Genomic DNA, 22,893 nt, shown 5'->3' with positions numbered 1-22,893 from the left:
GCTCCCGTTCTTCTTTGTGACGCTGCTGCATCCAGCGCACGCGCCGAGCTTACAAGGTTTGCTGGCCCCCCTGCGGTTCCGTTTCGATGGCGAGCGGTGTCATTGGATGTTCGCCAGCGTGCTGGCGTTGCTGGCCTGCATGGGCAACGCGCGCGCAGAGGATGGCTACGCGCTGTGGATGCGTTACGCCCCGCTCGAGCCGACGCTCGCTGCCCACTACCGCACCCGCCTGGGGCAGGTGGTGGCCCCTGATCAGACGGCCACGCAGCGCGCCGCGCGCGATGAGCTGGAGCGTGGACTCGGCGGACTGCTCGGCAGCGATCCGCAGGCACCGGGTACGGCGGCCATCGGTCCCGCGCTGGTGCTGGGTACCCCGCAGTCGTCAGCGTTGATCGCACCGTTGCGGGCGCAGTTGCAGTCACTGGGCGAGGAGGGCTACCTGCTCAAGCGCACACGGGTGGGCGAGCGCGATGTGCTGCTGGTCGCCGCATCACGGGATATCGGCGTGCTGTATGGCGTGTTCCATCTGCTGCGGCTGCTGCAGACGGGCGCGAGGATCGATGCCCTCGATGTGCGTCAATCGCCACGGCTTCGGCTGCGCGTGCTCAACCATTGGGACAACCTCGACGGGTATGTGGAGCGCGGCTATGCAGGCCAGTCACTGTGGGACTGGCAGACGCTGCCGGAGTGGCGCGACCCGCGCTACACCGACTACGCACGCGCCAATGCATCCGTAGGCATCAACGGCACCGTGCTCAACAACGTGAATGCAAACGCACAGAGTCTTGCGCCGCAGTATCTCGACAAAGCGGCAACACTGGCGGATCTGTTCCGGCCGTACGGCATCCGCGTCTACCTGAGCACGCGCTTCAACGCACCCATCGAGCTGGGCGGGCTCGACACCGCAGATCCGCTCGACCCGGGCGTGCAGCGCTGGTGGCGGGACAAGGCCGCCGAGATCTACGCACGCATTCCCGATTTCGGCGGCTTCCTGGTGAAAGCCAATTCCGAAGGGCAGCCCGGCCCGCAGGACTATGGCCGCTCGCACGCCGACGGCGCCAGCCTGCTGGCCGATGCACTGGCCCCGCACGGCGGCGTGGTGATGTGGCGCGCCTTCGTCTATGCGCACGACGTTCCCGCCGACCGGGCCACGCAGGCCTACAGCGAATTTGTCGGCCTGGACGGCGCCTTCCGCCCGAACGTGGTCCTGCAGGTGAAGAACGGGCCCATCGACTTCCAGCCGCGTGAGCCGTTCCATCCGCTGTTCGGGGCCATGCCGCGCACGCCACTGATGATGGAAGTGCAGATCACCAAGGAATACCTGGGCTTCGCCACGCATCTGGTTTACCTGGGGCCGCTGTACGAGGAAGTGCTGCGGGCCGACACCCGCGCACGCGGCAAAGGCTCCACCGTGGCGCAAGCCCTGGCCGGCATGGCCGGCGTCGCCAACATCGGCACCGATCGCACCTGGAGTGGATCGCATTTCGACCAGGCCAACTGGTACGCCTTCGGGCGCCTTGCGTGGGATCCGCGGCAATCGGCCGGGGACATCGCGGCAGATTGGGCGGCGCTGACCTTCTCGGCCGATCCCGGCGTGGTGCAGCCCATCGTCGGCATGATGATGGCCTCGCGCGAGGCCGCGGTGAACTACATGACCCCGTTGGGCCTGCACCATCTGATGGCGCGGGGACACCACCATGGTCCGGGTCCGTGGGTCGATGGCGGCCCACGCGCGGACTGGACGTCGGTGTACTACCACCGTGCGGATCACAGCGGCATCGGCTTCGACCGCACCGCAGGCGGCAGCAATGCCGTGGCCCAGTATTCCCCCGACGTGGCTGAGCAGTATGGCGACCTGGCGCGGGTTCCAGCGCCGCTGCTGCTGTGGTTCCACCACGTGCCGTGGGACCACCGCATGGCCTCGGGGCGGACGCTGTGGGACGAGCTGGTCGCGCGCTACTCGCAGGGGGTACGGCAGGTGCAGGGCATGCAGTGCACCTGGGCAGGGCTGCAGGGCAGGGTGGATGCACAACGGCATGCGCAGGTCGCGGCCTTCCTGCGTATCCAGCTGCGCGAAGCACAGTGGTGGCGCGATGCCAGCGTGGCGTACTTCCAGTCGGTGAGCGGCAGGCCGTTGCCCGCAGGCGAAGCCGCGCCGCCGCATCCGCTGGCCTGGTACCAGGCGTTGCAGTTTCCGTCCGCACCGGGAGATGGGCGATGAAGCCGACGTCGTGGGTGGGCTGGATGCTGGTGGTCGCCATGGGCGGCTGTGCCACGAATGCAGCGGCGCAGGAACCAGGGATGGCGCTGCTGCATCCACTGTTCCAGGATCACGCCGTGCTGCAGCGTGAGCAGCCGGTTCCGGTATGGGGCCGGGCCGCGCCAGGTGCCACGGTTTCGGTGACCGTTGCAGGGCGGACGGTCAGCACCCACGCGGCGGCCGACGGCCGCTGGCAGGCAACGCTGCCGTCCATGGCCGCCGGCGGCCCCCATGCAATGTCGGTGCGTGCGGGGGACGCAACCCAGATCGTGCACGACGTGCAGATCGGCGACGTCTGGTTGTGTTCCGGGCAGTCGAACATGGAACTGCCGGTGCGGCGCACGCTGGACGCAGACAGCGAGATCGCCAGCGCCACGCAACCGAAGATCCGCCTGTTCACCGTACCGAAGGCGGCGGCGGTTTCACCACAGAGTGATTTTCCGGCGTCTGTGGCATGGCATACGGCGGCGCCGGACACGGTGCGCGACTTTTCCGCTGCGTGCCTCTACTTTGCGCGCGAACTGCAGAAGACGGTCGATGTCCCCATGGGCTTGATCCAGGCGGCGTGGGGCGGTTCGCGCATCGAGGCCTGGACCAGCACCGATGCCCTGCGCATGCAGGGCGGCATGGGGCCAGCACTGGACGTGCTCGCCTTGTCTGCCCGCGATCCCGCAGCGGCAAACACCCGCTGGGGCCAGCACTGGCAACACTGGTGGACAACACGCGAAGGTGCCGCCGCCGATACGCCCTGGCAGCCCGGCACCGACAGCAGCGGATGGCAACGCGCACCGGCCACGCTCGGCGCGTGGGAGCGCTGGGGTGTGCCGGCGCTGGCCGGCTACAACGGCATGGTCTGGTACCGCACCCAGGTGACCCTGACGGCCGCGCAGGCCGGCAAGCACGCTTGGCTTGAGCTGGGTCCCGTCGACGAGACGGACATGACCTGGGTGAACGGCGTCGCCGTGGGCAGCCAGTACGGCGCGGGTGAGCGGCGGACGTATGCGCTGCCGCCCGGGTTGCTGAAGGCCGGTGCCAATACGGTGGTGATCAATGTCCTGGACACCTACGGTGAGGGTGGGCTTGCAGGGCCCGCAAGTGCGCACGCCATCCGCCTGGATGACGGTACGCGCATCGCGCTGGATGCGCGCTGGCAGTATCGGATGGCGCCCGGTGTACAGGCGCCGCCGCTGGCACCGTGGCATGCCGCTACAGGACTGTCGACGCTGTACAACGGCATGATTTCGCCACTGGGCGCCTATGGCCTGCGCGGCGTGCTGTGGTACCAGGGTGAATCCAATACCGGCGACGCAATGGCATACCTCGCACGCCTGCGCAGCCTGCGTGACGACTGGCGGAGACGGTTCGGCGCGCACACGCCGCTGCTGCTGGTGCAACTGGCCGGCTATGGCCAGCCTGCCGTGGCGCCGGTTGAAAGTGGCTGGGCGCAGGTGCGCGAAGCGCAGCGGCTCGCTGCGGTGGAAGACCCGCGCACCGGGCTGGCGGTGGCCATCGACATCGGCGATGCCTACGACATCCACCCGCCGAATAAGCAGGAACTGGGCCGGCGGCTGGCGCGGGCAGCGCGTCATGTGGTCTACAGCGAGCGCGGCGTAGCGCCGTCCGGCCCGATAGCGCGCCAGGCATCGGCCACGCGGGCCGGTGTACGCATCGCGTTCGACGACGTGGCCGGCGCTCTGGTCACGACCGGCGCGAACGGTCCCATCGGCTTCGAGCTGTGCGACGCCGATGCGCACCACTGCCACTACGCCGACGCGGTGCTGGACGGTCACGACGTCGTGCTGCGCAGCGCCGAGGCCGGTTCCGCCGCCCGCGTGCGCTACTGCTGGGCCGATGGCCCGGTGTGCACCCTGCACGACAGCAGCGGCGCGCCCGCCGGTCCCTTCGAGCTTTCCATTTCTCCTGCGGAGGTTCCCTGATGCGCCTGCTGCTGGCCTCACTGCTCGTGTTGTCTTCATTCCTGCCGCAGGCGTGGGCAGCGGCGCCTGTGCCGCCGGTCTACTTCGACTGGTTCGAGTACCGCGGTCGCGACGCGGCATTCGATGCGCCGTTGCCGGCCGGACACTATCGCAACCCCATTCTTGCAGGGTTCCATGCCGACCCCAGCGTCGTCGCCGCAAACGGGCGCTTCTATCTGGTCAATTCCAGCTTCACCTACTTCCCGGGCATCCCGGTTTTCGAAAGCGTGGACCTGGTGCACTGGAAGCAGATCGGCAACGTGATCGACCGACCGTCGCAGCTGGACTTCGACGGCCTGGGCGTGTCGCGCGGCATCTTCGCACCGGCCATCAGTTACCACGATGGCATGTTCTACGTGGTCACCACGGCGGTCGACAGCGGCGGCAACTTCATCGCGACCGCGCGCGATCCCGCCGGCCCCTGGTCCGATCCGCACTGGCTGCCCGGCATCGACGGCATCGATCCGTCGTTGTTCTTCGACAATGACGGCACCGTGTATCTGCTCAACAACGATGTACCGCCCGGCACACCACGCTACGAGGGCCACCGTGCCATCTGGATGCAGCAGATCGATCTGGAGCGTTTCACCCCGGTGGGACCGCGCAGGGTGTTGATCGACGGCGGGGTGGAGCCGGCCAGGAACCCGATCTGGATCGAGGGGCCGCACCTCTACAGGCGCGATGGCTGGTACTACCTCTCCGATGCGGAAGGCGGCACCGGCCCGCAGCACTCGCAGGTGGTGCTGCGCAGCCGCGAGGTGTGGGGGCCTTACGTGCCTTATGCGGGCAATCCGATTCTCACCCAGCGCGACCTGCCCGATGGCAGGCCACTGCCGATCACCAATGCCGGGCATGCCGATCTGGTGGAGGGTCCGGACGGCTCCTGGTGGGCGGTGTTCCTTGCCAGCCGCAACTACGACATCCGCCACTACAACACCGGGCGGGAGACCTATCTGCTGCCGGTGCAGTGGCAGGACGGCTGGCCGGTGATCCTGCCGGCCAACCAGGCCATTCCGTATGCGGCCAGAGCGCCCTCGTGGATGCAGGGCGAGGCGTCACAGGCGCCGTCCACCGGCAATTTCACCGAGCGCGATGAATTCGATGCGCCGACACTCGGCAGCGGCTGGCTGCGCGTGCGCATCCCCAGGCAGCCGTGGGCAGACCTGCGCGAGCGGCCGGGGGCGTTGGCCGTGCATCCGCTGGCGGAGAACCTGGACACACTGCGCAACCCGGCGTTCCTCGGCCGACGCCAGCAGCACCTGCGCTTCGAGGCCAGTACCGATATGACCCGCCCGGCAGCGGGCGTGGCCGCCGGCCTGGCAGCTTTCCAGAACGAGACGCACTGGTACTTCCTGGGTGTCCGCAGCGTCGGCGGTGACCACGTGGCGGTCTTCCTCGAAGCGCGCGACGGCAGCGGTGCTACCCGCACCCTGGCAACCCGTGAGGCGATGGCATCCGGCTCGCTGCGCCTGAAGATCGCCGGTGACGAAGGCCGCTATGCGTTCGCCTTCGACAGCGGCGACGGGCGTGGCTGGCAGACATTGGCCGATGACGTGGACGGAACGGTATTGAGTACGGATCGTGCAGGCGGCTTCGTCGGCGCCCTGCTGGGACCATTTGCGCGCGACGAGCGTGCCCTGAGGAGCAAATGATGACGCGCACTCCCATCTTCCGCACGCTGGCCCTGTGCGCTGCCATCGCGCTGGCAACGACCGGTCACGCTACCGGGCCTGCGCCCTGGCTCGACACCTCGGCCAGCGTTGAAACCCGCGCCGCCGCCCTGGTCGCACGGATGACCCTGGAGGAGAAGGCAGCGCAGATGCAGAACGCCGCGCCCGCAATCGAGCGCCTCGGCGTTCCTGCCTACGACTGGTGGAACGAGGGCCTGCATGGCGTGGCGCGGGCAGGGCAGGCCACCGTGTTTCCGCAGGCCATCGGCCTGGCGGCCACGTTCGATGTGCCGCTGATGGGGCAGGTTGCCAGCACCATCAGCGACGAGGCCCGTGCCAAGCATCACCAGTTCCTCCGCGAAGGCTCGCATGGCCGCTACCAAGGACTGACCTACTGGTCGCCGAACATCAACATCTTCCGTGACCCGCGATGGGGCCGGGGCCAGGAAACCTACGGCGAGGACCCGTACCTCACCGCCCGCATGGGCGTGGCCTTCGTGCACGGCCTGCAGGGTGACGACCCTGTGTACCGCAAGCTCGACGCCACCGCCAAGCACCTGGCCGTGCACAGCGGCCCCGAAGCTGATCGCCACCACTTCGATGCCCGCCCCAGCAAACGCGACCTGTATGACACCTACCTGCCGGCGTTCGAGGCGCTGGTGAAGGAGGGGCAGGTGGACGCGGTGATGGGGGCCTACAACCGGGTGTATGGCGAGTCCGCCAGCGCCAGCCGCTTCCTTCTGCGCGATGTGCTGCGCCGCGATTGGGGCTTCAAGGGCTACGTGGTATCCGACTGCTGGGCCATCGTCGACATCTGGAAGCATCACCGGATCGTTCCCAGCCGCGAAGCAGCAGCCGCATTGGCGGTCAGGAACGGCACCGAACTGGAGTGCGGCCAGGAATACGCCACGCTGCCAGCCGCCGTACGGCAGGGCCTGATCAGCGAGGCGGAGATCGACGATGCGGTGACCCGCCTGTTCGCCGCGCGGATGCGGCTGGGCATGTTCGACCCGCCCGAGCGCGTGCGCTGGGCGCGGATTCCCGCGTCGGTCAACCAGGCCCCGGCGCATGATGCGCTGGCCCTGAAGGCCGCCCAGGAATCGCTGGTATTGCTGAAGAACGATGGCGTGCTGCCGCTGTCGCGCACCCTCAAGCGCATCGCCGTGATCGGCCCCACCGCCGATGACACCATGGCACTGCTGGGCAACTACTTCGGCACCCCAGCCGCGCCGGTCACCCTGCTGCAGGGCATCCGCGATGCCGCCAAGGGCATCGAGGTGAGCTACGCACGCGGCGCGGACCTGGTTGAAGGGCGCGACGATCCCAGCGCCACGCCCTTGATCGAAGCGACCTACCTGCGACCCTCGGCCGATTCCCCGGAGCGCGGCCTGCGTGGCGAGTACTTCCGTACCGCTGATCTTTCCGGCACGCCGGCGCTGGTGCGCACTGATGCCCAGATCGGATTCCGCTGGGACCGGGGCTCTCCCACCGACAACCTGCTGGCCCGTGGTGAAGCCGCGCCGGGGCAGGGCATCCCCAGCGATGGTTTCAGCATCCGCTGGAGTGGCCAGCTGCTGCCGCCCGTCTCGGGGCGCTACCGGATCGAGGCGGCCGCCGACGACGGCTTCCGCCTCTACGTGGACGGCAAGCGGGTGCTCGACCACTGGGCCAACAGCGATCGCCTGCGCGGCGATGGCGTGGACCTGGACCTGCAGGCCGGCCGCGCCTATGACCTGAGGCTTGAGTACTTCGACGACGAGCGCGACGCTGGTGTCCGCCTGGGGTGGCGCATGCCCGGTGCCAAGCCGCCGTTCGAAGCGGCGCTGGAGGCCGCGCGCAACGCCGACGTGGTGGTGTTCGTGGGCGGCCTCACCGGCGATGTCGAAGGCGAAGAAATGAAGGTCAACTACCCGGGCTTCGCCGGCGGGGACCGTACCGACCTGCGCCTGCCCGCGCCACAGCGCACGCTGCTGGAAGCGCTGCACGCCACTGGCAAGCCGGTGGTGATGGTGCTCACTGGTGGCTCGGCGATGGCGGTGGAGTGGGCGCAGCAGAATCTGTCCGCCATCCTGATGAGCTGGTATCCCGGGCAGCGCGGCGGCACCGCCGTCGGCCAGGCGCTGTTCGGCGAAGTCAATCCCGGCGGGCGCCTGCCGGTGACCTTCTACAGGGCGGATGACACATTGCCCGCGTTCGACGACTACACGATGGAAGGCCGCACCTACCGCTACTTCCGCGGCACGCCGCTGTATCCGTTCGGTCATGGGCTGTCCTATACCCGGTTCGACTACGGCAAGCTGCAGCTTGATTCGCCGCGCATCACCCACGACGGCAAGCTCAGGGTGCAGGTCGAGATAGCCAACACCGGCAAGCGTGCCGGCGACGAAGTGGTGCAGCTGTATGTACGACGGCTGGAGGCGGGTCCCGGCGACGCACGCCAGACATTGCGCGGCTTCCAGCGCGTCCACCTGGCCGCCGGCGAGCGGCGCACCGTAGCGTTCGATCTGCAGGCACAGCAGGACCTGCGCCAGTATGACGAAGCGCGCGGCGGCTATGCGGTGCCGGCGGGTGCGTATGAAGTGAGGGTGGGAAGCTCCAGCGCCGACATCCGTGCGAAGGGCGGGTTCCGCGTGGAGGCCAACCGTGACTGATGCACGTCGCATGGAAAGCACCGAGCACACGCTGTCCATCCGGGAGAAGCTCGGCTACAGCCTGGGCGACCTCGCGGCGAACCTGATCTTCCAGACGCTGATCACGTACCTCGCGTTCTTCTACACCGATGTGTTCCGGCTGCCGCCGGCCACGGCCGCAACGATCATCTTCGTGATCGGCGTGCTCGGGGCGTTCGTGTTCACTCCATTGATCGGCATCGCCGCCGACCGGACGGCCAGCCGGTGGGGCAAGTTCCGGCCGTGGATCCTGTGGACCGCACTTCCATTCGGGGCGCTATCGCTGCTTGCCTTCAGCACCCCCGACCTGGCGCCGCGCGGCAAGATCATCTACGCCGTGACCACCTACGGCCTGCTGATGCTCGTGTATGCGGCCAACAACCTGCCGTATTCGGCGCTCAGCGGCGTGCTCACCGGCAGCATGGCCCAGCGCAACAGCCTGTCGGCCTACCGCTTCGTGGCGGTGATGGTCGCGCAGTTCATCATCCAGGTGCTGCTGTTGCCGCTGGTGTTGATCCTCGGCGACGGCGACCGCGTGCTGGGCTTCGAGCGGGTCATGACCGTGTTCGCGGCAGTGGGAACGGTGTTCTTCCTGATCACCTTCGCCACCACGCGCGAGCGCATCGTACCGGCGAAGGAACAGACCGCCGGCGTGCTGCAGGACCTGTCCGATCTGCTGCGCAACCGTCCTTGGAAGGTGATGCTGGCCCTCACCATCCTGGTTTTCATCAACCTGTCCCTGAAGGGCGGCACCTACGTCTACTACTTCCAGTACTACATGAGCGAAGCCGCCCTGGCGGGTTTTCTCGACAGCTCCGGGTTCAACCGCTTCATCGCTGCCGTCAACGCGGCGCTCAACGGCATGGGCCTGTCCGGGTTCGCCTGGCCGAAGGACCCGGCAACGTCAGCATTCAGCCTGTTCAACGCCTGCGGCATCGTCTGCATGATCCTGGGCATCGGCGTATCGCGCCGCCTGGCCGACCGGTTCGGCAAGCGTGATGTCTTTGGTGGTGCACTGTTGGTGTCCACCGTGTTCCTGCTGGCGTTCTATTTCTTTCCGCCCACGGCGGTTGCCGTGGCTTTCGCTGCCTTCATGCTGCACGGGTTCTGCTACGGCATCACCATCCCGCTGCTGTGGGCGATGATCGCCGACGTCGCCGACTATTCCGAATGGAAGAACCACCGCCGTGCCACCGCGATCGTCTTCTCGGCAATGCTGTGTGGCCTGAAGATCGGGCTCAGCATCGGTGGTGCGCTGGTTGCCGGCATCCTCGCCCATCATGGCTATCAGGCAGGCGCCCCGCAGCAGCCGCAGGCCGTGGTGGACGGCATCCGCCTGACGGTGAGCGTGTACTGCTCACTGCCGTTCCTGGCTGCAGTAGCGCTGCTTTTCCTCTACGAGATCAACAAGCGCATGGAAACCCGCATCGAGCAGGACCTGCAGTCGCGGCGACAGGGCAGCAGTCTGGACCAGCTGGCAGCACACGCCATCTCGCAACCACTGGTAACGCACATCTACACCGCCGACCCTTCGGCGCACGTATTCGAGGGGCGGCTGTACATCTATCCGTCGCACGACATCGACAGCGGCGCGCCCTTCGACGATGAGGGCGGGCACTTCGGCATGCAGGACTACCATGTGCTGCGGATGGACACGCCCGACAGCGAGGCCAGCGACTGCGGCGTGGCGCTGCACGTGCGCGACGTGCCATGGGCCAGCCGGCAGATGTGGGCGCCGGACGCCGCCTGCCGCGATGGCCGCTACTACCTGTACTTCCCGGCCAAGGATGCCGACGGCATGTTCCGCATTGGCGTTGCGGCGGCGGATCGGCCGGAAGGCCCCTTCACCGCCGAGCCCGAGCCCATCGAGGGCGCGTACTCGATCGACCCGGCCGTGTTCGAGGACGACGACGGCACGCACTACCTCTGTTTCGGTGGCATCTGGGGTGGCCAGCTGCAGAAGTACCGGGACAACCGCTACGACCCGGCGCATGAGGAACCTGCCGGCGACGTGCCGGCACTGGGCCCGCGTATCGCGCGACTGGACGCGAGCATGACCCGGTTGGCCGAAGCCACGCGCGAAATCGTCATCCTGGACGGGCACGGACAGCCGCTGCGTGCCGATGACCACGCACGTCGATTTTTCGAAGGGCCGTGGCTGCACAGATACCAGGGCCGGTATTACCTGTCGTACTCCACCGGCGATACGCATCTGCTGTGCTATGCCACCAGCGACAGCCCGTACGGGCCGTACACCTATCGCGGCGTGATCCTCACGCCCGTGGTGGGCTGGACCACCCATCACTCCATCTGTGCGTTCCGGGGGCAGTGGTACCTGTTCTACCACGACGCACTGTTGTCTGGCGGGGTCACCCACCTGCGTTCGGTCAAGTGCACGCCGCTGCACATGGAAGCAGACGGCAGCATCCGGACCATCGATCCCTATGGCGCCTGAGACATCTCCGCAGGATGATGCGCAGGCCGCGATGCCTGCCGGTCCGCTGCACTGGTTGCGGGCCGGCAGCCTGGAAGTGGCAGTGGCACCGGAAGCCGGTGGTCGCATCGCCCGGATCCGTTTCGACGGTGTGGAATGGCTGATCGGCGAACAGCAGGAGGCGGCCGCCATCGGCTGGGGGTGCTATCCAATGGTCCCCTGGGCCGGGCGCATCCGGCAGGGACGCTTCAGCGTCGACGGCAGGTGCTATCAGCTGCCGGTGAACTTTGGCGTGCACGCCATCCATGGCGTTGGCTTCTCACGGCCCTGGCGCATCAACCGCCTTGAATCGGACGGCGCATCGCTGTCGTTGGACCTTCCCGAGGATGGCCATTGGCCCTTCGGGGGCAGGGCATCGCAGCACATCCACGTGCAGCCCGACTGCCTGCAACTGCGCCTGGCCGTACAGGCAGGCGACACGCCGATGCCGGCCGTGCTCGGCTGGCACCCGTGGTTCCGCAAGCCGGACCGGTTGCTGTTCGCGCCAGCCGCGATGTACCCCCGCGACGGAGAGGGCATCGCCGTCCTGCCCTGCGTGGATCCGGCGCAAGGCCCTTGGGACGACTGCTTCATCAACCATCGCGAGGTCACGCTGGTTTCCGCTGGCCAGCGGCTGCGACTGAGCGCCGACACCGATCACTGGGTGGTCTATGACGGCGCCGCGCACGCCACCTGCGTGGAGCCACAGACCGGCCCGCCGGATGGGTTCACGCTTGCCCCCACCAGGTTGCAGCCGGGACAACGGCTGCAGCTGACCTTCGAGTTGCGCTGGGAGATCGACACCGGTGGCAAGCACCGGCCATTGACCTGTTGTTGACGTGCAGATGCCAGACTCGCAGGCAAACGGATGTCTGGGCGCATGGCAGGGGAGATGATCGGGAGAGCCGGCAATGCCGTTCTTCACTGATTCAACGGAAGTCGCGGTCGAGGGCGTCGGCGCTGCACGGCGCATCGGCTGGATGCGGTTCGTGGGAAATGGGTTGGGGGCGCTTCCGATTGCCTCGATCATCCTGGAGCGTCAGGCGGATGCGTCGGCATGGGTACTGCTGCTGCTCAATGCCGTCGCATGGCCTGCAGTGGCGCTGGTGCTGACACGCCGCGCGCGCGCGCCTGCCGCAGTGCAGTTCCGCTGCATGATCGTCGACTCCCTGCTCGGAGGCGCGTGGATCGCCTTCATGGCCCTCAGTACCGTGCCGAGTGCGTTGTTTGCCGCGCTGCTGGTGGCCGACAAGATCGCCGCCGGCGGTATCCGCCTGGCAACGCGGGCGACCCTGGCATTGGTGGCCGGATTCGTGATCGCCTGGCTCGCCCTGGGCTTGCCGTTTCAGCCGGTCACCTCGCAGCGCACGATTGTCCTCAGCCTGCCTTTCCTGTTCGTCTATGGCATCGGTCTGAGCGTGCTGAGCTGGCGACTGGCGCGGCGGGTGAAATCACAGAATCGCCAGCTGCAGCGGCTGAGCCGGATGGATCCATTGGTCGAACTGGCCAACCGCGGCTTCCTGATCCAGCGCGCCCAGCAGGTGCTGGAAAAGCGGCCGCATCAGGGCGGCGATGCCTGCCTGCTGATGCTCGATGTCGATGATTTCAAGCAGATCAATGATTCGCACGGCCATCGCGCCGGCGATGAAGTGCTTCGCCACATCGCGGCCGTGCTGCGCCACTTGGCTCGGCCGGGCGACATGCCGGCGCGGTTGGGGGGCGATGAGTTCGCCGTCCTGTTGGGCCAGCGGACGCCGGCGGAGGCCATGCACGTGGCCGGGCAGATCAGGCAGCATCTGCAGGAGCCGCGAACTCCTGAGTCCGCCGATATCGGCTTCAGCGTCAGTATCGGTATCGCCGCAGCCGCGGGCACCGGCACCGCAGAGGACTGGCTGGCGAAGGCGGACAAGGCCCTGTATCACGCCAAACGGCACGGCAAGAACACGGCACGTTACGCCGAGTGATCTGCACCGGGCCTGCCATTTCACCGGATACCGCAGCGCCAACCGCCACACTCGCCACTTCCCTGGGCCCATCGGCGCTCACAGAATCAACCGATGTTCGATCTTCAACCTCTCCGCGCACGCCTGTCAGCGATGGTGCTGACCGAAGGATGGCGCCGGCGCGCGGCATTGTGGAGCGGCGCGGTGGCCGTGGCACTGGTTGCCATCGTGTTCGCCAAGGCCAGCGATGCCGCCTTCCATGTCTTCCAGCGTGTCATTGCCCATTCCCCTTGGTGGGCGTTGCTGCTCACGCCGGGCATCTTCGCGCTGCTGGCCTGGCTGACCGCCGGTGCGTTGAGGCCAACCCGTGGCAGCGGCATTCCGCAGGTCATCGCATCGCTGGAACAGCCGGACCCGGAATTCCGGCAGGTCAACCTCTCGCCTGCGGTTTCGGCGGGCAAACTGCTGCTGACCTCGCTGTCCCTGCTTGGCGGCGCATCGGTTGGCCGCGAAGGCCCCACCGTGCACGTCGGTGCCAGCCTGATGTACCTGTTCGGGCGCTGGTTCGGGTTCAAGGATCCCCGCGAGCTGTCGCACTTCCTGCTGGCAGGGGGCGCGGCCGGCATCGCTGCGGCCTTCAATACGCCGTTGGCGGGCATCGTGTTCGCCATCGAAGAGTTGAGCGGGCGGTTCGAGCACCGCTTCTCGGGCACCCTGCTCACGGCCGTCATCGTGGGCGGCGTGGTGTCCCTGGGCCTGCTGGGCAACTACACCTACTTCGGCCACGTCTCGGCGTTGCTGCCCCTGGGCCAGGCGTGGGGCGCCATTGTGCTGTGTGGCGTGGTTGCCGGCCTGCTGGGCGGACTGTTCGCGCGGGTCGTACTGCTGACCATGTCCGGTCATCCGCGCTGGCTGGGCCGGCTCAAGCGTGACCATCCGGTGGCACTGGCCGCGGCCTGCGGGTTGATCGTGGTGGTGCTTGCGCTGCTGTTCGGCAATGGCGCGTTTGGTACCGGTTATGAGCAGGCGCGCAGTCTGGTGCAGGGCCAGGCAATCGTCGGTCACGAGTTCGGCCTGATGAAGCTGCTCGCCAACCTGGCGTCCTACGTGGCGGGCATCCCCGGCGGGCTGTTCTCACCAGCGCTTGCGGTGGGGGCAGGGCTGGGGCACAACCTCGCCGTACTGATGCCGGCAGTGGACCCGAAGGCGTTCGTGCTGCTGGGCATGTGCGCCTACCTGACCGGCGTGACCCAGGCGCCACTGACCTCGGCAGTGATCTCGCTGGAGCTGACCGACAGCGGCGATCTGCTGCTGCCGATCCTGGCCACCGTGCTGATTGCCCGGGGCGTGTCCGGCATGGTCTGCCGTGTGCCGATCTACCGCGGCCTGGCCGAACAGTTGCTGGCCAACAGCGCCGTTGCTGGCGGCACCACAGCCACAGCGGGAACACGCCCTGCGGACTAAGCCGCACTCAGGTCTGCGCGCGCCACTGGCTCATCAGCATCTGCAGGAACCGCTCTGCGGTGGGCGAGAGCAGGGCACCGCGACGGCGCACGATACCGATGGTGCGCGACACCACCGGGTTGCCGATTGAACGCGTCACCAGCGTCGGATGATCGCCGTCGGGGGTCGCCATTTTCGGCAGCACCGATACCCCGATGCCGGCCTCGACCATGCCCAGCGAGGTGGACAGGTGGGTCACTTCGTAATGCCAGCTCAGCTTGAGGTTCTCGCGCGCCAATGCGCCGTCCAGCAGCGTGCGATTGCCACTGGTGCGATGCACGGTGATCAGCTGGTGCTCGGCCAGGTCGGCCCATTCCACCGTGCGCTTGCGGGCCAGCGGATGATCGCGCCGGCACGCCAGCACGAACGGATCCTCGGCCAGCACGTCGAAATCGAGGTTGGGGTCGTTGGCGCCCATGAAGTTGATACCGAATTCGACTTCGCCGCGCTCCACCGCCTGCAGGCCTTCGGTGGCCGGGATATCCAGGATGCGGAAGCGCACGTTCGGATGCGCCTCGTGGAAGCGCGCCATCACGCTGGGCAGGAAGTAGAACGCCGCCGTAGGCAGGCAGGCGATGGTCACGGTAGCGCCGCGGGTGTCTTCGCGGCCGCGCAGTGAGAACAGCGACCCATCGAATTCTTCCAGCATGCGCCGCACCAGCGGCAGCAGGTTCTCGCCCACGGCCGTGGTGCTGACGCTGCGCGTGGTGCGCTCCAGCAGCGGCGAGCCCACCGCCTGCTCAAGCTTCTGGATGCGTCGGCTCAACGCCGGCTGGGAGACATGCAGGATCTCGGCAGCGCGATGGAAGCTGCGGGTTTCCGACACCAGCAGGAACGCGCGCAGATCCAGAATTTCGCAATTGATGCTCATAAGGTATCAATCATCCAAAAATCAGCAATTCACAGATCAATTGGGGTCATGCCAGTATCGAATCACAGAGGGGTCATTCATCCCCTATACGCATCAATCTATCACACGTATGTCCAACGATCTGCTCAGCATTCCCTGCGTGCTCATGCGCGGCGGCACCTCCAAGGGCCCGTTCTTCCTGGCCAGCGATCTGCCGGCTGATATCGCCGAGCGTGACCGCCTGCTGCTGGAGGTGATGGGTTCGGGCCACCCGCTGCAGATCGACGGCATCGGCGGCGGCAACGCACTGACCAGCAAAGTGGCCATCATCGACCGCTCCAGCCGCCCCGATGCTGACGTGGACTATCTGTTCGCCCAAGTGCGGGTGGAGCAGCAGGTGGTCGATACCTCGCCCAACTGCGGCAACATGCTGGCGGCCGTGGGCCCGTATGCGATCGAGCGCGGGCTGGTACAGGCACAGGACCCGCAGACCGAAGTGCGCGTGCACAACGTCAACACCGGCAAGCTGATCATCGCCACGGTGGAAACGCCGGGCGGCAACGTGGTCTACCGGGGGGATACGCGCATTGCCGGCGCGCCGGGCTCGGCCTCGCCGGTGCGGCTGTCCTTCCTGGACGCGGCCGGCGCACGCACCGGCAAGCTGCTGCCCAGCGGCCATGCCCGGGAAACCATCGACGGCGTGCCGGTCAGCCTGGTCGACTGCGCGATGCCGCTGATGCTGGTGCAGGCCGAAGACCTGGGCGTACACGGCGATGCCTCACCTGCCGAACTGAACGCGGATGCTGCGTTCATGGCGCGGCTGGAGGCGCTGCGTATCGAGGCCGGTGCCCGCATGGGCATCGCCGACGCCGGCAACAAGGTCATTCCCAAGCCGGTGCTGCTGTCTGCACCGCAACACGGCGGCCAGCTGCAGGTGCGCTATTTCATGCCGCACCAGTGTCACACCGCGCTGGCCATCACCGGTGCGGTGGGCATCGCGACCGCCGCCGTCACCCCGGGCACGCTGGCCCACACTTTGGTCGGGTGCCTGCCGCTGCCCGGCAGCATTACCCTCGAACATCCGAGTGGGGCCCTGGAGGTGGGCCTCAGTCGCAGCTCGGACGACGCGCCGGTGGTCGCCAGCGTGGTGCGCACCGCACGTCGTCTGTTTGAAGGTCGCGTGTTCGCCACCTCGCCCGCGCCCGCCAGGGCCAGTGTCAATCAAGCCCGCCAATGGACGTCAGCGGCATGATCTGAAACCGGTCGGGCCGGCACAGCCGTGCTTGCCCGCCACCACAACGTAGATGCTTCACTCCTGGGAGGGATGATGTACAAGCAGTTCTTCATGGCCGCGCTGTGCGCGGTCGGCCTGGCCGCGGCCGGATGCAGCAAGCCGGACGCCACGGCCGCCGGTGGCGGCGCGCGCGGCGGCGACAATGCCCCGGTGCGCATCAGCGTCGGTTCCTACAATCTCAACAACCTGCCGTTCTTCATCGCCGACGCCAAGGGCTACTTCAAGGACGTCGGCCTGGACGTGAAGACCGAGAACTTCGCCCAGGGTGGCTCCAAGGTACTGCAGGCGCTGGTTGCCAACTCCACCGACGTGGCCGTCGGCTTCTACGACCACACCATCCAGATGCAGGCCAAGGGCAAGGACGTGGTCGCCTTCGTGCTGCTCTCGCGCAATTCCGGCCTGGTGATGGCCGGCCGCGAAGACGCCACGTTCGATCCGGCGCGCCCGCAGACCATCAAGGGCCAGAAGGTCGGCATCACCGCACCGGGCTCCTCATCGGACTTCTTCGTGCGGCATTTCCTGGCCCAGCATGACATCCCGGTCGACAGCATCTCGCTGATCGGCGTGGGGTCCGGTGCCGCTGCGGTCGCCGCGCTGGAGCAGGGCAAGATCGACCTGCTGGTGAATTACGATCCTGCCGCCACCCTGATCACCGAACGCAAGGTCGGCAAGATCATCCTCGACGCACGCAGTGATGACGGCGCACGCCAGGTCTATGGCGGCCTGTACCCGACCTCGGTGATGTACGCCAACCAGAGCTTCCTGGACAAACGCCCGGAAGCGGCCGAAAAGATCGCCCGTGCCGAGCAGATGGCGCTGAAGTTCATCGCCGACAACAGCGCCGAGGACATCGTCGCGGCCCTGCCTGACAGCTATGTCTCCGGCGACCGCGCCACCTATGCCCGGGCCGTGGAGAACGCCCGCGCGATCTTCACCACCGATGGCCACTTCACCGCGGCCGACCTGGAAACACCGCTGAAGGTGCTGCGCGAATTCAACACGGACGTGGCCAAGGCCAACATCGATCTGTCCAGGACCTACACCAATGCCTTCGTCGAGCGTGCCCACGCTGCGGCGCCGGCTGCCCAACGTTAAGCGGAGGTAACCCCATGGCCCTCAATGCCACCGTGCGCCAGCTCAACGGCGCGCCGCAGCTGGAGCCTGCACAGACCATGGTCGCCATCAACAAGGTGACCATGTCCTTCGGCGAATTCACCGCCGTGCGCGATGTCGACATCCAGGTGGGCGACGGCGAGTTCCTCGCCATCGTCGGCCCCACCGGCTGCGGCAAGAGCACCATCCTCAATTCCGTGGCGGGCCTGCTGACCCCGTCGTCCGGCGACGTCGCCATCGATGGCCGCAAGGTCAGCGGCGTGCAGGAATCGGTCGGCTATCTGTTCCAGCAGGATGCACTGCTGCCGTGGAAGACCGCCTACCAGAACGTCGAACTGGGCCTGCGCTTCCGAGGCGTGCCTGAAGCCGAGCGCAAGGCCAAGGCCAATGCCTGGCTGGCCAAGGTCGGCCTGACGGGCTTCGAGCACCGCTACCCGCACCAGCTGTCCGGCGGCCAGCGCAAGCGCGTGCAGATGGCGCAGGCGTTGATCGTCGAGCCGAAGGTGATCCTGATGGACGAGCCGTTCTCGGCGCTGGACATCCACACCCGCCACCTGATGCAGAACGAACTGCTGCGGCTGTGGCAGGAGGATCGCCGCTCGGTGATCCTCATCACCCACGACCTGGAAGAGGCGATCGCGCTGGGTGACCGCGTGGTGGTGCTGTCCTCCGGCCCGGCCAGCCGCGTCGTGCGCAGCTTCGACGTGGACCTGGAGCGGCCGCGCAACGTGGCCGAAATCAAGCTGGACGAACGATTCACCGACCTGTACCGCGACATCTGGGCCTGCCTGCGCGGCGAAGTGGAGAAGAGCTATGCACGCCAAGACTGACAAATTCATCCAGCTGGCCCTGGTGGTCGCCGTGTTCGGCGGCTGGGAAGGCGGCATCGCGCTGGGCGTGATCGATCCGTTCTTCTTCCCCTCGCCAACGGCAATCGTGCAGCAGGCCTGGACCTGGCTGTCCGATACCTCGTTCTACCAGCACGTCTACATCACCCTGACCGAAACCGCGCTGGGCTACATCATCGGCACCGGGCTGGGCGTGGCAGGCGGCGTGTGGCTCGGTCTGAGCCGCCGTTCGGCACGCATCCTCGATCCCTTCATCAAGGGCTTCAATGCGATTCCGCGCGTGGTGCTGGCGCCGATCTTCGTGTTGTGGCTGGGCCTGGGGCTGTGGTCGAAGGTGGCGCTGGCGGTCACGCTGGTGTTCTTCACCACCTTCTTCAACGCCATGCAGGGCGTGCGCGAAGTGAACCCGGTGGTGCTGGCCAATGCCCGCATCCTCGGCGCAGGCCGCAGCGACCTGCTGCGCCACGTGTACTTCCCGGCGGCGGCCAGCTGGATCCTGTCCTCGCTGCGTACCTCGGTCGGTTTCGCCGTGGTCGGCGCGATCATCGGCGAGTACCTCGGTGCCTCGGCAGGGCTGGGCTACCTGATCGCCCAGGCCGAGGGCAACTTCAATGCCGTGGGCGTGTTCGCCGGCATCATCATCCTGGCCGCTTTCGTGCTGGTCATCGACGCATTGCTGGATGTGGTCGAGAACAAGCTGATCACCTGGCGCCCGAACGCGCAGACGCAGGCCACCAGCTGAGCGCGGCCGCCTGAGCCCGCTTGCCGCGCCGCCGGGTTGATCCGGCGGCGCGCGCCTCCTTCCCCGATCTTCCCCCGCACCACCGCAACAGGCCAGCGCCCGGCCAGGGGGCCGGCTGGCCGGAGAGAGAGACCATGAACCATTCCACCGTGCTGCCGCCGGCAGCGCTGTCGGTCGCGCTTGGCCTGCTGTTGGCCAGTGGCCATGCCGGCGCCCAGTCCACGTCATCACCGCCTGCACCACTGAGCCAAGCCCAGCTCTCGCAACTGGTGCAGCAACAGTCCGTGCAGATCCAGCAGCTGGAGGCGCGCCTGCGCGCTGTCGAGGGCGGGCAGGGCACTGCAGCCCCATCACCGGAAACGGCAACGCCCGCGCCCTCGCTGGAAACCCGGGTTGCCGCGCTGGAATCGGGACAGTCCAAACAGCCCAAAGTGTCCTGGTCGAAGGGGGCGCCGGAGTTCAGCAGCGCCGACGGCAACGTCACCTTCCGGCCGCGCGGGCGCCTGTTTGTTGATGCCTCCAGTACTGACGGCTCCGCGGTGAGCGACCGCAACCTGTCCGGCACCGAAATCCGTTCGGTGCGCCTGGGTGCCGAAGGCCGTTACGGCATCCTCGGCTGGGCCGTGGAGGGCGATTTCGCCGACAACGACGTGGCCTGGAAATCGGTCTATGCCACCGTCGATCACCACCTGTTCGGCCTGCCTGCCGACCTCACCGTCGGCAACCGCCTGAACGATCGCGGCATCGACGGCTCCAGCAGCACCTCCAACACACCCTTCCAGGACCGCAACGTGGTGGGCACCTTGATGCTGCCGCAGCGCGGGCTGTTCGGTGTCGGCCTTACCGAGCGCGTGTACGGCAAGGGCTGGCACGCCAGCCTTTCGGTGGCGGGCAATGACCTCAACAACGCCGGCACCGACAACGACAGCCAGACCTGGGCCACGCGCGTGCACTGGAACCCCATCGAGAGCTCCACCGCGACGGTGCATCTGGGCGCATGGGCCTTCCACGAGGAGATCGCCGCCGGCGCCAGCAGCGTGGTGCGCAGCTCGGCCATCGCCGGGCACTTCAACGATCTGGTCAAGATCACCCCGGGCACGCTGCTGGGCGCCGAGCGCAGCACCGGCTATGGCGCAGAGCTGGCGGGCTTCTTCGGCCCGGCCTGGGCGACCGGCGAATGGGGCACCCGCAACCTGCGTGGCGCCGATGCCAGCGGTCGCTACGACCTCGACCACCAGGCCTGGGCCCTCTCGGCTGGCTGGTTCCTGGCCGGCGCCACGCCGGCCTATTCGGGCAAGGCCGGCACCTGGGGCCGGGTGAAGGTGGCCGACCCGGTCACGCGCGGCGGCAGGGGCGCATGGGAGCTGAAGGCACGCTATGAAGACGTGGATTACGCCGAACTGCCCAGCGGCGGTACCGGCCACGCGTGGACGCTCGGCACGAACTGGTACCTCAACGATTTCAGCCGCGTGATGTTCGAGGCCATCGGCTGGCAGACGAACAACCGCAGCGGCACCGGGCCGGGAAAGGACGAAGGCACCACCTTCAACACCCGCCTGCAGGTGGCGTTCTAGGCCAGCACTGCGCCCGCGCCCTGATCAGAGCAGCAGCAACGCCCCGATCAGCGCGGGCGGCATCACCAGCGCGCCGACCCGCAGGAAGTCGAGCGCGCTGACATGCTCGCCTTCGCGGCGCAGCGCCACCAGCCACAGCATGGTGGCCAGCGAACCGGTCACCGACAGGTTCGGGCCCAGGTCCACGCCGATCAGCAATGCCGCACGCGTCTGCGCCGGCAGCTCGGCCATCTGGCCCAGCGAGCCGGCCGCCAGACCCACCGGCAGATTGTTGGCCACGTTGCTGAGCAGTGCGGCCGAGGCGCCGGCCAGCCAGCCCGCCTGGTGCGGCGAGGTCTGCGCCAGCGCCTGCAGGTTGCTGGCCGCCGTCTGGATGACACCGGTCTGCGACACTGCTTCAACCAGCACGAACAGGCCGGCCACCAGCGGCAGCACGCCCCACGACACGTGGCGCAACAGCGGCAGCGGGCTGTGGCGCTGGCGGATCGCCACCACCGCGACGCTCAGTGCGCCTGCACAGAAGGTGGCCAGGCCCAGCGGGCCGTTCATTGCGGAGGTCACCAGCAGCACGGTGCCGGTGAACAACACACCCAGCGCACTCAGCCGGCCACCCTCGGTAAGCGGGCGATGCTCGGGCGCGGCGGCCAGCGGCTGTGCGATCTCACGCCGATGCACCCAGCGCAGCACCAGATAGGTGGCGCCGATCGCAGCCAAGGAGGGCAGCGCGAACTGCGCCAGCCACTGCAGCAGCGAGGGCATGTGGTTGCCGTACACCACCAGGTTGGCCGGGTTGGAAATGGGCAGCACGAAGCTGGCCGCGTTGGCGATGAACGCGCACACGAACAGATAGGGCAGGGGATTAGCGCGCGCCGCCTTGCATGCCGCATAGACGGCAGGCGTCAGCACCACCGCCGTGGCATCGTTGGACAGGAACACCGTTACTACCGTGCCCACCAGAAACACCAGATCGAACAGGCGCCGCCCCGAACCGCCGGCATGCCGCACCGCATACAGCGCCAGCCAGTCGAACAGGCCCTCGCGCCGCGCCAGCTCGGCCAGCACCATCATGCCGATCAGGAACAGGTAGACATCGCGCCCTTCGGCGACCGCATGCCAGGTCGTGCCGAGCGACACCGCCCCGAGCAGCGGAAGCAGTGCGGCCGCGCCCAGCGCCCACACGTATTCCGGAATACGGAACGGCCGGAACAGCAGGCCGACGGTGGCAACGGCCACGGCCGCCCAGATGATGAAGGGAGAATAGGGAGCGAGCATGGAGTAAGTGGGGGTCTCAACTGCACCGGCGCGTAGCCAACAGCGACGCGCGCGCTGCATCGCGGCAAGTGCGAGAAAGTCGGCATCATACCCTGCCAGCTGCACACCAGTTCGGCAGGTGCTCCCGGCCGGTGGCCGGTTGCGGAGTTATGCAAGTGGCGCCGTGATGATCGCGTCGCGCGCGGCTGCCCTGCAGATGCGAAACCCTGCTGCGACAGCACCACTCATCACGCTTCCGGCTTCCTCGGCGGCAGGCAGTCATCACGCTGGTGCCAGGGCGGAAGCTCCAGCGCGTGACGTTCGAGTCATGGCCTGGATGCCCGCGTGCGCCCGGTCCCTTTCCGCGTGCTCGCATTGGTCCAGAATCTCCGCAGCCAGTTTTTCAAAGTGCGGCCAGAACTGAGCCGGATGCCGCACCTGTGCCAACCAGTGCACCAGCATGTGACGGCCAGGAATCGGGCAGGCACGGTGCAAGCGACGGGCGATCGCCCATCGGATCATTGAGCCAAGGCGTCAAGCGGAATTCGCGTGCATTCTCGAACCACGCGTAGCCCGCTGCACTTTCGCTGACGACCGTGCCCAAGCGGGGCGTTCACGATTACGTTGGCTCATGGCGCCGGCGTCGGCGCGCCTTCGCGCACAACCACGACGTATTCGGGTCGTCCTTGCTGAAACTGCCGGTGCCAATGTCGAACTGGCCCGCACC

General features: G+C 67.4%; 16 protein-coding genes and 1 pseudogene. 14 read left to right on the top strand and 3 right to left on the bottom strand.

What is annotated here, in order from left to right; translation table 11 throughout:
- Window positions 1-106 precede the first annotated feature (106 nt).
- From QP457_RS11170 to QP457_RS11130, 9 genes and pseudogenes are all read left to right on the top strand, one after another.
- Window positions 107-2,221, top strand: coding sequence for an alpha-glucuronidase family glycosyl hydrolase (locus tag QP457_RS11170; protein WP_205404114.1), 2,115 nt, complete (start codon window positions 107-109; stop codon window positions 2,219-2,221).
- On the top strand, window positions 2,218-4,197 hold the full coding sequence (locus tag QP457_RS11165) for a sialate O-acetylesterase (RefSeq protein ID WP_205404113.1): 1,980 nt from the start codon (window positions 2,218-2,220) through the stop codon (window positions 4,195-4,197). The genes QP457_RS11170 and QP457_RS11165 overlap by 4 nt, the downstream gene beginning before the upstream one ends.
- Window positions 4,197-5,888 (top strand): glycoside hydrolase family 43 protein, encoded by a 1,692-nt coding sequence (locus QP457_RS11160; RefSeq protein WP_205404112.1) that lies wholly within the window; start codon window positions 4,197-4,199, stop codon window positions 5,886-5,888. Before QP457_RS11165 ends, QP457_RS11160 begins: the two co-directional genes overlap by 1 nt.
- Complete coding sequence (locus QP457_RS11155) at window positions 5,888-8,557, top strand: glycoside hydrolase family 3 C-terminal domain-containing protein (protein ID WP_338126766.1); 2,670 nt, start codon at window positions 5,888-5,890, stop codon at window positions 8,555-8,557. The genes QP457_RS11160 and QP457_RS11155 overlap by 1 nt, the downstream gene beginning before the upstream one ends.
- A gap of 10 nt (window positions 8,558-8,567) precedes the next feature.
- Window positions 8,568-10,037, top strand: a pseudogene (locus QP457_RS11150) (MFS transporter); the annotation flags it as partial.
- Window positions 10,014-11,030 carry a glycoside hydrolase family 43 protein gene (locus tag QP457_RS11145; protein ID WP_338126683.1) on the top strand — a complete coding sequence of 339 codons (1,017 nt, stop codon included), beginning with the start codon at window positions 10,014-10,016 and terminating at the stop codon, window positions 11,028-11,030. The pseudogene QP457_RS11150 and the gene QP457_RS11145, both read left to right, overlap by 24 nt.
- Window positions 11,020-11,886 (top strand): aldose epimerase, encoded by an 867-nt coding sequence (locus QP457_RS11140; RefSeq protein ID WP_205404109.1) that lies wholly within the window; start codon window positions 11,020-11,022, stop codon window positions 11,884-11,886. The genes QP457_RS11145 and QP457_RS11140 overlap by 11 nt, the downstream gene beginning before the upstream one ends.
- A gap of 73 nt (window positions 11,887-11,959) precedes the next feature.
- Window positions 11,960-13,012 carry a sensor domain-containing diguanylate cyclase gene (locus QP457_RS11135; protein WP_205404108.1) on the top strand — a complete coding sequence of 351 codons (1,053 nt, stop codon included), beginning with the start codon at window positions 11,960-11,962 and terminating at the stop codon, window positions 13,010-13,012.
- A 93-nt stretch (window positions 13,013-13,105) separates the two neighbouring features.
- Complete coding sequence (locus tag QP457_RS11130; protein ID WP_205404107.1) at window positions 13,106-14,455, top strand: chloride channel protein; 1,350 nt, start codon at window positions 13,106-13,108, stop codon at window positions 14,453-14,455.
- Window positions 14,456-14,462: 7 nt separating this feature from the next.
- Here QP457_RS11130 and QP457_RS11125 read toward each other — a convergent pair whose 3' ends face one another.
- A complete protein-coding gene (locus QP457_RS11125; protein ID WP_099818458.1) occupies window positions 14,463-15,365 on the bottom strand; it encodes a LysR family transcriptional regulator in 903 nt (300 codons plus the stop codon).
- Window positions 15,366-15,474: 109 nt separating this feature from the next.
- Here QP457_RS11125 and QP457_RS11120 point away from each other — a divergent pair, with 109 nt between their 5' ends.
- The 5 genes from QP457_RS11120 to QP457_RS11100 all read left to right on the top strand — a co-directional run bounded on the left by QP457_RS11120 (window position 15,475) and on the right by QP457_RS11100 (window position 20,915).
- The gene (locus tag QP457_RS11120; RefSeq protein WP_205404106.1) at window positions 15,475-16,596 is read left to right on the top strand and encodes a 4-oxalomesaconate tautomerase; all 1,122 of its coding nucleotides are present in this window, start codon (window positions 15,475-15,477) and stop codon (window positions 16,594-16,596) included.
- A 75-nt stretch (window positions 16,597-16,671) separates the two neighbouring features.
- A complete protein-coding gene (locus QP457_RS11115) occupies window positions 16,672-17,733 on the top strand; it encodes an ABC transporter substrate-binding protein (RefSeq protein ID WP_205404105.1) in 1,062 nt (353 codons plus the stop codon).
- 14 nt (window positions 17,734-17,747) lie between these two features.
- A complete protein-coding gene (locus QP457_RS11110) occupies window positions 17,748-18,581 on the top strand; it encodes an ABC transporter ATP-binding protein (protein ID WP_165377137.1) in 834 nt (277 codons plus the stop codon).
- The gene (locus QP457_RS11105) at window positions 18,565-19,341 is read left to right on the top strand and encodes an ABC transporter permease (protein ID WP_032974771.1); all 777 of its coding nucleotides are present in this window, start codon (window positions 18,565-18,567) and stop codon (window positions 19,339-19,341) included. Before QP457_RS11110 ends, QP457_RS11105 begins: the two co-directional genes overlap by 17 nt.
- A gap of 134 nt (window positions 19,342-19,475) precedes the next feature.
- Entirely contained in the window at window positions 19,476-20,915 is a 1,440-nt protein-coding gene (locus tag QP457_RS11100; RefSeq protein WP_205404104.1) for a porin, read from the top strand.
- A 24-nt stretch (window positions 20,916-20,939) separates the two neighbouring features.
- Here the strand turns inward: QP457_RS11100 and QP457_RS11095 are convergent, their stop codons facing one another.
- The gene (locus QP457_RS11095; protein WP_205404103.1) at window positions 20,940-22,187 is read right to left on the bottom strand and encodes an arsenic transporter; all 1,248 of its coding nucleotides are present in this window, start codon (window positions 22,185-22,187) and stop codon (window positions 20,940-20,942) included.
- Between the two features lie 382 nt (window positions 22,188-22,569).
- Complete coding sequence (locus QP457_RS11090; protein ID WP_240196387.1) at window positions 22,570-22,770, bottom strand: hypothetical protein; 201 nt, start codon at window positions 22,768-22,770, stop codon at window positions 22,570-22,572.
- Between the last annotated feature and the right edge of the window lie 123 nt (window positions 22,771-22,893).

It is taken from the genome of Stenotrophomonas sp. As-7 (assembly GCF_030291015.1).
GTDB lineage: Bacteria > Pseudomonadota > Gammaproteobacteria > Xanthomonadales > Xanthomonadaceae > Stenotrophomonas > Stenotrophomonas lactitubi.
This window is presented reverse-complemented; position numbering and strand designations above follow the sequence as displayed.